Here is a 13316-nt window from a genome sequence, read left to right on the forward strand (position 1 = left end):
GATCGCTCCGTCGGTGAAGAATAATCCCCGCCAATCCGGGCAGAAGCCAAGATGGCGGGGAACATTGCGTCCTTTATAGCGCAGGTCAGCCTGGTCGTCAAGTCGTGTATCCCCAAGAACTGTCGTCATGCCGGGCAGGTTTTCAGTCAACGCGATTGGGGGACACTGGCCGATCATCCAGCAAATCCCTTGATCGACGGTCGGCGGCGCGATAACCGCTGCCTTTCCGAGCGCGGCCGCCTCCGGCGCGGAGTCATAACCACCAGAGTGGCGTGGAATACGCGGCAGCGCCTATCCGCATTCGAGTATCCGGGTCAGCGGGGAGCTCTCGATCGACTGAGCACCAGGTCAAGGCTTGGGGGCCTTTGGGTCTGGCCGCGCGGGTCGCTCCTGTCAACCGGGGTGAGGGTGACGGCCCCGGGACAACGACGCTAGTCCGCGGCGGTCGGCCAGCGCACCTGCCGCGGCTGATCTCGGCACTCCCTCGCGGACCGGTCGACGATCAAACCCAGGTCGCTGCCAGCGGATCGTGGTACGAATCGGACCCCCGAGGCGCGGATCGGTACCACGATCTGACCCAACCGAGCCATACCCCGGCAGGACAACCAGCCCGACGCGAGACCGCGAGGAGCGACAACCCCGAGCACAGCCGGTCCGCGAGCGGTGCCGGCCCCGGAGCGGTGCCGACCCCCGGAGCAGTGCCGCCCGCAAGCAGCGACCGGCCGAGCGCGAAATGACCCGGCACCCCGTCTAAATGGACAGGTTGAGATCCTGCGCGAGGATCGCGGCCTGGACCCGGCTGCGCAGTCCCAGCTTCATCAGAATCCGGCTCACGTGGGTCTTCGTGGTGGACTCGGCCATGTCCAGCCGCTCGGCGATCTCCAGGTTGGACAGGCCCTGTCCCAGGCAGGCCAGCACGTCACGTTCCCGCGGTGTGAGGCCCTCCACCGCCGTCCGGAGGGCGGCTGACGCGCTGGGTGCGGTCGCGGCGAACGCGGCGATCAGCCGGCGGGTCACCGCCGGCGCGATGATGCCGTCGCCGCGGGCTACGGTGCGCACCGCGTCCACCAGGCCGTCCGCGTCGGTGTCCTTGAGCAGGAAGCCCGCCGCGCCGGCGCGGAGTGCGCCGAAGACGTACTCGTCCACGTCGAACGTGGTCAGCACCAGCACGTCGGCCAGGCCCTCGGCGACGATCTCGCGGGTGGCGGAGATGCCGTCCATGCGGGGCATGCGCACGTCGAGCACCGCCACGTCCGGGCGCAGGTCGCGGCAGAGAGTGAGTGCGTCCGCGCCGTCGGAGGCCTGGCCGACCACCTCGACGTCCGGCGCGCCGTTGAGGATCATGGCGAGGCCGGTGCGCACCGCGTCCTGGTCGTCGGCGATCACGACTCGGATGCTCATGCGACCTCTTCCGCGGCGGTGGGCAGCTCGGCGTGTACCCGCCATCGTGCGCCGTCGCCCCCGGCGTCGAAGCGGCCGTGCAGCAGTGCCGCGCGCTCGCGCATGCCGATGAGGCCGGCGCCGGCGCCGGGTACCGCCGATGCGCCGTTGATCGGGTTTTCGACGGTGAGTGAGACGACGCCGGCGCCGTACGCGACCGCCACGTCCGCCCTCCCGGTGCCGTGCTTGAGCGCGTTGGTGAGCGACTCCTGCACGATCCGGTACGCCGCCAGGTCCACTCCCACCGGCAGCGCGCGCGGCTCGCCCGTGGTCTCGACCCGCACGGTGAGGCCGGCGCCGCGTGCCTGCGCGATGAGGTGGTCAAGCTCGGCGAGGCGTACCCGGGTCGGCTCGTCCTCGCCCGCCCCCTCGCGCAGCAGCTCGATCATCTGGCGCATCTCGGCCAGCCCCTGCACGCTGTTTTCCCGGATCACCTTGAGCGCCTGCTCGACCGCGGCCGGATCGCGACCGTGCACGGACAGCGCCGCCGTCGAGTGGATGGCCGCCGCGCTGAGGTGGTTGGCGATCACGTCGTGCAGCTCGCGGGCCATCCGGGTGCGCTCGGCGGTCACGGCTTGGCGGCGGTCGAGCTCGACGAGGCGGGCGGTCTGGTCGGCGCGGGCGCGCTCGGCGGCGGCCTGGTCGCGGTACTGCCGCACGCTGATCGCGGTCACCACCGGGAGCACGAGGATCAGCACCGCCGGGATGGCCAGCTGCAGGCCGCGCCACGAGCCGGCCAGGATGGGGCCCGCGACCACGCAGGCGGTGCTTACGGCGATGCCGACGCGCAGGAGGATGCGCCACATGCGCGCCGAGCCGTACAGGCACGTGTCGTAGAGGACCTGCGAGTAGACCAGCAGCGTGCCGAGCGAGCTGCCCAGCGCGATGTCGGTCACGACCGCGACGGTGCCGAGGGCCAGGCCGGTGCGGGTGGCGACGCGGCGGAGTGCGAGCGCCAGGCAGGCGAGCACGAGCGGCGGTACGAACAGCACGCTCGGCGGTCGAACCGGCCAGGGCTGGATCGTGTGCGCGACGCCGAGCGCGAGCATGGCGAGGCCGCCGGCGAGCGAGAGGCCCGCCAGGGTCAGGTCGCGCCGCATCGCCCTGGACACGTTTCGATCACATCACACGTTCCGCCCAGCGACCTCCGACCGGACGACGAGCCGGTAGGGGCGCGGGGTCCGTCGAAGGATGTACGTGGATTCCCTCACCGCTGCCGACGTTCCGGGGCGCGCGTGCCGTGAGGCTTGAGGCATGGTTCTCGCGGTGATCGCCGCGTGCGAGATCGGGTTCTGGGTGATCCTGGGCGCCGGCCTCGTCGCGCGGTACCTGTTGCGGTGGCGGCGCGTCGGCGGCGTACTCCTGCTGTGCGTGCCCCTCGTCGACGTCGTGCTGCTCGTCGCGTCGGTGATCGACCTGCGGCGGGGCGCGGAGGCCAACTTCACGCACGGCCTGGCCGCGGCCTACATCGGCTTCTCCATCGCCTTCGGACACTCGATGGTGCGGTGGGCGGACCAGCGGTTCGCTCACCGCTTCGCTGGCGGTCCGCCGCCCTGGAAGCCGCCGAAGGGCGGGTGGGAGCGCGCCCGGTACGAGTGGCGGGAGTGGTTCAAGGGCCTGGCCGGCTGGGCAGTCGCGTGTGGCCTGCTGGTTGGCGGCATCCTCCTGGTCGACGACCGCGGCCGGACCGAACAGTTGGATGGATGGATCTGGCGGCTCACCGTGGCGCTCGTCGTCTGGTTGATCGCTTTCCCATTGTGGGCCACGTTATTTCCCGCACGGCCCAAGGAGTGATGTAGTAGCACCGGGGGAGCCTGGTACAGGCGGTTGTCCGCCGGTGAGGAGATCGAAGTATGGCGCACGGGAGGCCGAGCACGGCAGCGCCGAGAGCGAGCAGCATTACTTGCTTGGCGAGCACGGAGTGCCCGGCAGGCACTTGAGGTGGGTGTGCGGGGCCGGTCCGCAGCCCGTGGATGAGGCGGCTGCTGCCGGTGTGACAGGCGTTGCGCCTAGTGCCCCGGCGGAGGCATCTGACGCTCCGGCGGCCGAGCCGCCGCTGGACGAGGGGCGGAAGCTCGTGCCCGAGCGGCGCGGCCCGGCGGTGTGCCGGTCCAGCCAGTCGGGCTGGGCGGGCGCCCACCGCCACGGCGCCGTCCGCCCGCGGGCCCGCGCGACGCGTCGGGAGCGTCCACCGGACAGGTGGTGCTGAGCCCTCTCTACGCTGTACACGTGCGCGCAAAACAGCAGATTCTGGACGAAGCGTTAGCCCTGGCCGACGAACACGGCCTGGCGGCGATCTCCATGCGTGCCGTCGCCCGCCGGATGGGGCTGACGTCGATGGCGCTGTACCCCTACGTCGGCACCAAGGACGACCTGCTCGACGGCCTCGTCGACCGCCTGCTGGCCGGCCTGCTCCCGGACCCGGCCGCCGCCACCGCCGGCTGGCGCGAGCGGCTGCGCGCCATCGCCCGAGCCGCCCGCGCGCTGGCCAGCGCCCACCCCGGCGCGTACCCGCTGCTCATGACCCGCCCCTCGGCCACACCGGACGCCATGCGCGCGGTCGACCTGATCTACGACGCCCTGCTCGACGCCGGCGTGCCCGAGCCCGAGGTGCCCCGCCTGGAGCGGATGCTGTCCACCTTCGTCCTCGGCTACGCCACCTCCGAGGTAAACGGCCGCTTCGCCGCCGGCCGGCGCGGCGCCGGGTCGATCCCCGCCGGGCCGGCACTGCCCGCGCACACCCGCCTGTCCCGCTGGCTGGCGGAGGAGGTCGACTGGGACGCCGAGTTCGAGGCCGACCTGCGCGACCTGATCCACCTCGTCGAGGCCGCCGCCGGCTCCACGGTGGACAAAGCGCCTTAATCCGAGCTACCGCGATGTCCGCCGTGGTCCGGACCGTTGCTCCCGCGGCCTCACCCGCCGCGGGGGTTGGGCTTGCCCGCGGACCTTGCAGCGGAGGTCGGGGAAGTCGGCGAGCCCCTGGCGAGCCGCCGACCTCCGCGTAGCCCGCGGGAAAGCACCCAAAGAAGACGCTCCGCTGCGCTCCACGTCTCCCCCGGGGCCCGCGCATGCGGTCCGCAGCTGGCGCGGACGCGGGCAAGTCTGCTTGAAGAAGTGGCTAGCGGGTGCGGCGGCGGACCAGCAGCGAGATGCCGGCCAGTCCCAGGGTGATGACGAGCACGACAGCGCCGTTGAGCAGCAGGACCTCGCGCAGGTCGGCGAGGAGCTTGTCGAGGTCGCGGCCCGGGTTGAGCGTGTCTTCGTCGAAGACGCGCTCGCCGCCGCCGATCCCGCCGTGCAGGGTCTCCGGCTTTTCCGGCAGCGGCACGCCGGCTGCCCGCAGCGTCTCGGACATGTTGAGCCGCCCGTAGAACCACGCGTTTGACGTCTTGCTCTTGTCGGGCTGCTTGGCCGGGCGGAAGGCGCGTGGGCCGCCGGCGGCCAGCGGGTAGAGGTCGTAGGTCTTCTTGGACTGGTCGCCGACGCGCACCACCACCGTGTACTTGCGGCCGAGCTTGTCCTTCTTCGGCGCGGTGGCCTGACCCTTGGCGGTGGCCAGCCAGTTGACCTGACTCAGCAGCGCCTCGAAGAGCTCCGGGTGGGTCTTGGCGTGGACCGTGATGGCCTCTTCGAGCTCCTCGCCGTCGATCGTGATGGTGTCGGGCTTGGGCGGCGCGGCGAGGGCGGGCGACGGGGCGAGCAGCGGGGCGGCGACGGCGACCAGCACCGCACCGCTCATGAACCATCGGCGGCTCACCCTTGCGACCATGACCGACCTCCCCGCCCCGATGGATGGTCCTGCCCCGTGGTGCGACCGACGATCCGCTTTAAACCAAAGACTCCGCCATGCCTCGCGCGGTTGCATGCGCAGCCCAGGTTTTTGGAACTATCTGCGATCGTCGCCGGCGTGACATCAGGCCCACTCATCCGGCCGCCGAATCGTAACCGGCTGACGTCGATCGTGGGGACCTGGGCGGCACGTTGTGATTGTGGCTGAACAGATTTGTCGGGTCGTACACCTCTTTGACCGCGGCCAGCCTCCGATAGGTGGCGTCCGGGTACATGGTGGCGACGTCGTCCGCGGTCGCGGTGGTGAGGAAGTTGCCGTAGGCGCCGCGCGTCATCGGCCCCACCGCGCGCCACAGCCCCGCGAACGCCTCCGCCCCTGCCTCGCCGCTGTCGAGCTGGACGGTGAGCAGCATCGCCTCGCTGTCCCGGTGGGCGAACGCCGTCGCCTCCTCCGCCACGCGCCCGAAGGCACCGCCGAGGCCACGCAACTCCACGTACACGGTGCCGATCTCGCCCGCCCGGGCCAGCGCGGTGTCGATGAGCTCGTCCGTGACCGACGGCACGAGGCCGTTGCGCACCGCCGGCCGGAAGCCAGGTGGCAGGTCCGCGACCTCCTCCAGGACCTGCGGGTACGGCCGTCGCGTCACGTTTTCGGCGACCACAGTGCCGAGCTTGCGCAGCAGTTCGAGGGCGGACCGTGCGGCCTCCTCGTCACCGGCCGGCACGCAGAATGCCACCTCCACCGGCGGCACCGGCCCACCGAACGACGGCGCGACGCGGGCGATGGTGGTGACCTCGTCGCCGCCGGCGCGCAGGAAGTCCCGCCAGCCGCGCAGCACGGCGGCCGCCTCCTCGGCCGGGTACGAGAACGAGCCGAAGAGCACGTCGCCCACCGGGTAGGCGAGCACCTCGAACGTCGTCACCACACCGAAGTTTCCGCCGCCGCCGCGCAGGGCCCAGAGGAGGTCGGGGTGCTCGTGCGCGCTGGCGCGTACCACGTCGCCGTCCGCCGTCACGACCTCGGCGGCGACGAGGCTGTCGAGGGCGAGGCCGTGCTTGCGTACCAGCCAGCCGATCCCACCACCCAGCATCAGCCCACCGACACCGACACTCGCGGTGTCGCCGGACGAGAGCGCGAGCCCGTGCGTGGCGAGCGCGGCGGCCACTTCCCGCCACCGGGCGCCGCTGCCGATCCGCACGAGGCCACGCGCGGCGTCCACGACCTCGACCGCGTCGATCGGCCCGAGGTCGATGACGACGCCGCCGGTGTTGGTGCCGAACCCGACGCCGTTGTGGCCGCCGCTGCGCACGGAGAGCACGAGGTCATGCTCGCGCGCGTACCGGATCGCCCGCCGCACGTCCGCGCCGTCGTGGCAGCGCACGATCACGGCCGGCTCGCCTTCGTGGACAAAGGTGCGCCGTAGCCGGTCGTAGGCCTCGTCACCGGGCCGGATGATGTCGCCGGTCAGCGCCGCATGGGTGTCGGTGCTCATTGCTCCTCCTCGGGTTGCTCTTCACCCGTTGGTCGGAGCCAGGAGCCACAGCTCTACACGGTTGTGGTCGCTTCTTTCGTCCCACGCTCGCCGCGTGCGGGGCGGCCACCACCGGAGCGTGGGAGAGCCGGTGATTGGTGGGTCCTCACCAGCGGCAGCTCCGATTACCGTGAGCTATGCCCCCGATTCCCACACGCGTGGGCGTGTATATAGACGGTTACAACCTCTACTACGGCGCCCGCGCGACGTGCGGCCGCGGGACGGCCGGGTGGCGGTGGCTGGACCTGCGGGTGCTGGCCACGTCGCTGGTCACCGCACAGCGGGCCTGGGCCGGCGCGGCGATCGACCGGATCGTGTACTGCACCGCGCGGATCGACGGCGCGACCAACCCGAGCGGCAACGCAGACCAGGAGGTCTATCTCAGGGCGCTTGTCGAGAGCAGGAGCGTCGACCTCGTCGAGTACGGCAACTATGTGGCGCGGGTAAAGCACGCCCCGCTCGCGACGAGAGGACCAGGCGGTGCACCGGTGGTGACAAGGCCGGAGTGGCCGATAAAGGTGCAATACCCGACGCCGATTGCCAACGGCGATGTCGCCTTCATGGTTTCTCACCTGCACCAGGAAGAGAAAGGTACGGACGTCAACATCGCCTCGCACATGTTGATGGATGTCCTCGAGGGGCGGGTGGACGGTGTCGTGGTTATATCCAATGACAGCGACCTGCGACTGCCCGTCCAGATCAGCCGGCAGCGGGTCCCGGTCGGGCATGTGAACCCGCGAAACACGCTCTTCGCCGGTGACCTGGCCGGCCTTCCGTCAGAGGGCGTCGGCAACCATTGGTGGCGCAAGCTGCGCCGGGACGACTTTTTCAGGCATCAGCTTCCCGACCTGGCGGGTACGTTCAGCAAACCGGTGGGGTGGTAACGGGGTCCCGTCGCGGCCGACTGTGGGCTAAGCTATTCGCATAACTCACCCGGCTCCTCTGGGGCCGGGTCTTTCTTTGCCCAAGTGGCGAAACGTGATGATGCAGGTGGGCGGCGGCCGAGTCAGATGAGGCGGGCCCGGGCGGCTTCGATCCGTGCGAGGGTCCGCTCCTTGCCCAGCACCACCAGTGACTCGAACAGGGGCAGTCCCACGCCGCGGCCGGTCACCGCCACCCGCACCGGGGCCTGGGCCTTGCCGAGCTTCAGGCCGCGGGCGGCGCCTACCTCCTCCAAGGCGGCCTTCAGCGACTCCGCGTCCCATGTGGGGAGCGCGTTGAAGGCGGCCGCCGCGGCGTCCAGGAGGTCGGCGGCGCCGTCCTTCATCGCCTTGGACCAGGCGGCCTCGTCGATCTCGGGTGAGGGTACGAAGAGGAAGTCCACGTTCGGGACGATCTCGCTGAGCACGGCGATGCGGGTCTGTGCCAGCGGCGCCACCGCGTCGAAGGCGGCCGGGTCGAAGTCTTCCGGGCGCCACGGGGGCGGGGGGATCGTCTCGGTGCCGGTGAGCCACGGCCGGCAGGCGGCGGCGAAGGCGGCCGGCTCGAGTGCGCGGATGTACTCGCCGTTGAAGGCGCGCAGCTTCTTCTCGTCGAAGAAGGCCGGCGACGGGTTTACCTCCTCGAGGCGAAACTCCTCCTCGATCACCGACCACGGCACGATCTCCCGGTTGCCGCTCGGGGCCCAGCCCAGCAGCATCAGGTAGTTGCGCATGGTGTCGGCGAGATAGCCCTCGTCGCGGTACGCCTCGAGCGCCACCTTGTCGCGGCGCTTGGAGAGCTTCTGGCGCTTTTCGTTGACGACGACGGGCACGTGTGCCCAGATCGGTGGCTTCACGCCAAGCGCGTCCCAGAGCAGCTGCTGCTTCGGGGTGTTGGACAGGTGCTCCTCGGCGCGGATGACGTGCGTGATGCCCATCGTCATGTCGTCGACCACGTTGGCCAGCAGGAACACGGGCGAACCGTCGGTGCGCGCGATGACAAAGTCTTCGAGCAGCTTGTTTTCCCAGGTGGGTTCGCCGCGGATGAGGTCGACCACGACGGTGTTGCCCTCGTCCGGGGTGCGGAAGCGCAGCGCACCCGCGGTCAGGCCGCGGTCGCGGCAGAAGCCGTCGTACCCCTGGTACTGCGAGCCGGTGCGGGCCTGCACGTCCTCGCGGGTGCAGTCGCAGAAGTACGCCCGGCCGGCCGCGTAGAGCTTGTCGGCGGCGGCCCGGTGCTCGCCGGCGTTGGCGGACTGGAAGTAGGGCCCCTCGTACGAGCCGCGCTCGATGCCGATCCAGTCGAGCGCGTTGAGGATGCCCTCGGTCCACTCGGGCCGGTTGCGCGCCGCGTCGGTGTCCTCGATCCGGAGGACGAACGCGCCGCCGTGCTGCCTCGCGTAGATCCAGTTCTGCAGCGCCGAACGGGCACCGCCGACGTGGAACATACCGGTGGGAGACGGGGCGAAGCGCACGCGTACGGTCACGGCACCGAGCGTATCCGCACCACGAAGACGCTGCCGAGGAGGGTGACGGCGGCGGTGAGCGCGTAGAGCGTGGGGTACCCGCCGAGGTGCACCACGATCGGCGCCGACATCGCCGGCCCGAGCACCTGGGGCGCGGAGTTGGCGATGTTGATGACGCCCAGGTCCTTGCCCCGGTCGGTGGCGCGGGGGAGCACCTGCGTGATCAGAGCCGCGTCGACGGCCAGGTAGACGCCGTAGCCGGCGCCGAGCAGCACCGCGGCCACGATGGCCGTGCTCCACAGCGGCCACACGGCGAGCAGCGTCGCGGCCACCGCCATGATCACGCCGGACCAGATGACGAAGATCTTGCGCCGGCCGGAGCGGTCGGAGAGGCGGCCGGACACGACCGCGGTCGCCATCATGCCCGCTGTGTAGATCAGGATCAGGATGAGCAGGCCGCCCTCCGGATCGTGGTACTTCACCCCGTCCTGCAGGAAGTACAGCAGGTAGAGGGTGCCGAGCGCGTTGCCGACCTGCACGAGGAAGCGGGTGCCCCAGGCCCAGGCGAAGTCGGGGTACCGGCGCGGGCTGATCCACATGCCGGACAGCAGCGGAACGCGCGGGCGGGCCGCGCGGGGCAGCGGGTCGTCCGGGGTGAACAGCGCGAACGGCAGGGCGAGGATCAGCACGGCCACGGCCACCGCGTAGTACCCCGCCTTGTTGTCGGTGAAGATCGCGGTGACCAGCACCGCGCCCACGACGAGGCCGAGCGACTGCGGTATCCCCACCCACCCCGACACGCCGCCGCGCTGGGCGACCGGCACCCGGTCGGGGATCGCGGCGGTGAGGGTCGCGAGGGCGGCGTTGAAGCACACCTGCGCGGCCACCCAGCACACGGCGACGCCGACGATCGTGCGCTGCTGGCCGAGCGTGACCAGCGACGCGGCGCCGAGCAGCGCGCTGGAGAAGGTCCACACGTGGCGCCGCCCGAGGTCGCGCCCGCCGAGCCGCAGCGAGGTGCGGTCGGAAAGCGCACCGGCCAGCGGGTTGGCGATGACGGCCGCGAGCGCGCCGAGCGCGGTCACCCAGCCGAACATCGCCTCCTTGTTGGCCGGGTCGATCAGCTCGACCTGGTTGGGCAGCAGCACCTGGATCGGCGTGAAGAACGCCATCCACACGCCGAGGTTGGCGCTGAAGATCAGTGCGATCCAACTCCGCCGCACCGGCACGGTGGGCTCGGCGAGCGCGGCGGGTACCTCGATCCCGGCCTTCATCTGGAGGCTCTGATGAGGTCCCGGTACCAGGCGTACGAGGTCTTGGGAGTGCGCACCTGCGTCTCGTAGTCGACGTGCACGAGGCCGAAGCGCTTGGTGTACCCCTCGGCCCACTCGAAGTTGTCGAGCAGGGACCAGACGAAGTAGCCGCGAACGTCCACACCGGACGCCATGGCCGCGCGCACCGCCGCGATGTGACCGTCCAGGTAGGCCACCCGCTCGGGGTCGTCGATCCCGTCGTACGCGCAGCCGCTCTCGGTCACGTGGATCGGCGGGAGCGCCTCGCCGTACTCCTCCTTGAGCGACACCAGCAGCTCCCGCAGCCCGTCGGGGACCACCGGCCAGCCGAACGCCGTCGTCGGATAGCCCTCAAGGGGTGCGAACTCGAACGGCAGCGGACTGTCCGCAGTGGACGGCGCGCGTATCCCCGTGGGGTTGTAGTAGTTGACACCCAGCGCGTCGAGCGGTGCCGCGATCGTGTCGAGGTCGCCGTCGCGCACCACCGAGGGGTCCATGCCCAGCTCCGGATAGCCCCGCCCGAAGAGCGGATCGGTGAAGAGACGGTTGTGCAGCGCGTGGTACGCCGCGGCCGCGGCGGCGTCCGCGTCACTCACCGGCCAGTCGGGTGGGTACCAAACGGGGGAGTAGTTGTTGGTGATGGCCACCGCGCCGGCGCCCCGTGCCCGCAGGGCCGCCACCGCGAGACCGTGACCGAGCAGCTGATGGTGGGCCACCGGCAGCGCACCGAAGAGGAGGGTCTGGCCGGGCGCGTGCTCCCGGTGGCGTAGCCGAGGGTCATGTGGATGAACGGCTCGTTGAGCGTGATCCAGAGCCGCACGCGGTCGCCGAGCGCGTCGGCCACCAGCCCGGCGTAGTCGGCGAACCGGAACGCCGTGTCGCGGCTCAGCCAGCCGCCCTTTTCTTCCAGCGCCTGGGGCAGGTCCCAGTGGAAGAGCGTGACGACCGGGTCGATCTCCTTGGCCAGCAGGGCGTCCACGAGGCGGTCGTAGAAGTCGACGCCGGCCGCGTTTGCCGGGCCGGTGCCGTCGGGCTGGATGCGCGGCCAGGCCACCGAGAAGCGGTACGCGTCGACGCCGAGCCCGGCCATCAGGTCGACGTCCTCCGGGTACCGGTGGAAGTGGTCGCACGCCACGTCGCCGGTGCCGCCGTCGGAGACCCGCCCCGGCTCGTGCGAGAACACGTCCCAGATGGACCGCCCGCGTCCACCCTCCGTGGCAGCGCCTTCGATCTGATAGGCCGCCGTCGATACACCCCAGGTAAAGGCCACCCGCGACCTCCTAGAACGCGAAAGATCCTCGCACTCTAGTCCGCGACGCTGACCTCCGGGAACCCCTTCGTCAGGGCCGAACGGACCGACCTACCCAACGGTACGAACGGGGTCACGGTCGCGTCGTCCCACACGCCGTCGATCCGGCCGTCGACCACCAGAGTCGGCGAAATCCACCCTTGCGGGCGGGAAACCTTGGCCTTGTTGGGCCCGCTCACCACCCGATCGATCTGGCGCAGGCTGCCCACCGTGTACGGGTCGAACGCGGGCAGCAGGTGCACGGACATCGGCCGCTTCCGCGCCACCTCGCCGGCCAGCTCGGCCGGCAGCGCGCCGCTCTCGACCTCGACGAGCTGGTCGGCCAGCCGGGCGAACGACTTCTTCGCCAGCGCCGGCTTCAGGTCGAACCACCGGGCGAACTCGTCCGCTGTCGACGGCCCGTACGTGCCGAGGTAGCCAAGGGTGAGCGCGTCGATCGCCGCCTCGGTCTCGACCTCTTCCCACCCGCCCAGCCAGGCGCGCGGCGCGACGAACGTGACGTTGCGCCCGCGTGGCGGCCCGAGCAGAGCAGCCCGCGGAACGCCAGCGGCTTGAGCACCGCCCGAAGCCCTGGATCAAGGGCTCGCGCAGGTCGTCGTGCCGGGTGGCCTTGACGATCGCGGTGGCCAGCTCCTCGCGGGTGAGCGGCTCACCGCCGAGCACGTCCGGCACGGCCGCGATGATGTCGGCCATCTGCTCGGCGGTCACCCCGTGGTAGCGCAGCCAGGAGCCGGTCGTCTCGCGGGTGCGGGTGGACATCGCGGCGACCCAGGTGGGCAGGTCGGCGGCGGGCAGCAGGTGCAGCGTGCCGCGCGCGGCCCAGGTCTTCACCAGCCGCCGCTTGTCCCACAGCTCCTTGTCGACGCTCGCCGCGGTGGCGCCGCCCTTCACCCGCAGGTCGAGCGCGGTCACCGCCGAGGCGGCGAGCTGGGCGTGCACGCCGCTGAGCCGCCGCGCCACCGCGACCGCATCCGTGCCGCGGGTGGCGCCCAGAAACTGCCGCTCGATGCGCCACCGGAGTATCTGTTCCCACGTCAACGGCATGTAACCACAATAAGGGGTTACCAATACGCGCGGAACACGGAGCGGTCCACGGCGGCCCGCCAGCCGGGGTCGCCGGCGTCGGTGCGCAGCGCGGTGAGCGCCGCGATCGCGCCTTCGACGAGGTCGGGCCAGTCGGGCGGGGCACCAGCCGCGCCTTTCTGCATCAGGAACGCGAGACCGGCCGAGTTGCTGACCGCCCAGCCGGCCCGGCGGGGCGCGCGGTGGCCAGCGTCGCCGCCCTGGTCGCTGACCAGGCGGACGTTGAACGGGTAGCCGACCTCGCCGCCGGGCTTGGTCACGGCGATGTGCGCGCTGGCCGGCTCGGCGCCGAAGATGTCGCGAAGGAACGAGGGCGCGGGCGCCTCGAGGACGACCTCGACCCCGTCGCCGTACTCCCCGGGGTCGCCGGTGGCGGCGACCCCGCGGATGAGCTCGACCACGACCGACGGCTCCCGCCGGTCGAAGATCACCCATTCCATGCGGCTCACGCGATCAAGCATGGCCGCATGGAACAAGGCTGTGGG

General features: G+C 71.1%; 9 protein-coding genes and 3 pseudogenes. 3 read left to right on the top strand and 9 right to left on the bottom strand.

Annotation, left to right across the window (positions count from 1 at the left end; genetic code table 11):
• Positions 1 to 750: 750 nt before the first annotated feature.
• Entirely contained in the window at positions 751 to 1401 is a 651-nt protein-coding gene (locus Phou_RS46725) for a response regulator (RefSeq protein ID WP_173070676.1), read from the bottom strand.
• Entirely contained in the window at positions 1398 to 2552 is a 1155-nt protein-coding gene (locus tag Phou_RS46730; RefSeq protein ID WP_218579613.1) for a sensor histidine kinase, read from the bottom strand. The genes Phou_RS46725 and Phou_RS46730 overlap by 4 nt, the downstream gene beginning before the upstream one ends.
• Before the next feature lie 142 nt (positions 2553 to 2694).
• On the opposite strand from Phou_RS46730, the pseudogene Phou_RS46735 reads away from it, so the two are divergent.
• Positions 2695 to 3259: pseudogene (locus Phou_RS46735) on the top strand (hypothetical protein); the annotation flags it as partial.
• A 410-nt stretch (positions 3260 to 3669) separates the two neighbouring features.
• Entirely contained in the window at positions 3670 to 4302 is a 633-nt protein-coding gene (locus Phou_RS46740; RefSeq protein ID WP_246274702.1) for a TetR/AcrR family transcriptional regulator, read from the top strand.
• A gap of 256 nt (positions 4303 to 4558) precedes the next feature.
• Here the strand turns inward: Phou_RS46740 and Phou_RS46745 are convergent, their stop codons facing one another.
• Positions 4559 to 5209 (bottom strand): hypothetical protein, encoded by a 651-nt coding sequence (locus tag Phou_RS46745; protein ID WP_173070680.1) that lies wholly within the window; start codon positions 5207 to 5209, stop codon positions 4559 to 4561.
• A gap of 154 nt (positions 5210 to 5363) precedes the next feature.
• On the bottom strand, positions 5364 to 6722 hold the full coding sequence (locus Phou_RS46750; protein WP_173070682.1) for an FAD-binding oxidoreductase: 1359 nt from the start codon (positions 6720 to 6722) through the stop codon (positions 5364 to 5366).
• Positions 6723 to 6925: 203 nt separating this feature from the next.
• Between Phou_RS46750 and Phou_RS46755 the strand changes: the two genes are divergently transcribed.
• Positions 6926 to 7645, top strand: a complete 720-nt coding sequence (locus Phou_RS46755; protein ID WP_218579614.1) for an NYN domain-containing protein — start codon at positions 6926 to 6928, stop codon at positions 7643 to 7645.
• Between the two features lie 122 nt (positions 7646 to 7767).
• Here the strand turns inward: Phou_RS46755 and gltX are convergent, their stop codons facing one another.
• The 5 genes and pseudogenes from gltX to Phou_RS46790 all read right to left on the bottom strand — a co-directional run bounded on the left by gltX (position 7768) and on the right by Phou_RS46790 (position 13280).
• Positions 7768 to 9168, bottom strand: coding sequence for a glutamate--tRNA ligase (gltX, locus tag Phou_RS46760; RefSeq protein WP_281365196.1), 1401 nt, complete (start codon positions 9166 to 9168; stop codon positions 7768 to 7770).
• Positions 9165 to 10421, bottom strand: coding sequence for an MFS transporter (locus Phou_RS46765; protein ID WP_173070686.1), 1257 nt, complete (start codon positions 10419 to 10421; stop codon positions 9165 to 9167). The genes gltX and Phou_RS46765 overlap by 4 nt, the downstream gene beginning before the upstream one ends.
• A pseudogene (locus tag Phou_RS46770) lies at positions 10418 to 11709 on the bottom strand (GH1 family beta-glucosidase). The gene Phou_RS46765 and the pseudogene Phou_RS46770 overlap by 4 nt, the downstream one beginning before the upstream one ends.
• Before the next feature lie 35 nt (positions 11710 to 11744).
• Positions 11745 to 12792: pseudogene (locus Phou_RS55955) on the bottom strand (DNA glycosylase AlkZ-like family protein).
• 17 nt (positions 12793 to 12809) lie between these two features.
• On the bottom strand, positions 12810 to 13280 hold the full coding sequence (locus tag Phou_RS46790; RefSeq protein ID WP_173070693.1) for a hypothetical protein: 471 nt from the start codon (positions 13278 to 13280) through the stop codon (positions 12810 to 12812).
• Positions 13281 to 13316: the final 36 nt, after the last annotated feature.

This window comes from Phytohabitans houttuyneae, assembly GCF_011764425.1.
In the GTDB taxonomy this organism is placed as follows: Bacteria; Actinomycetota; Actinomycetes; order Mycobacteriales; family Micromonosporaceae; genus Phytohabitans; species Phytohabitans houttuyneae.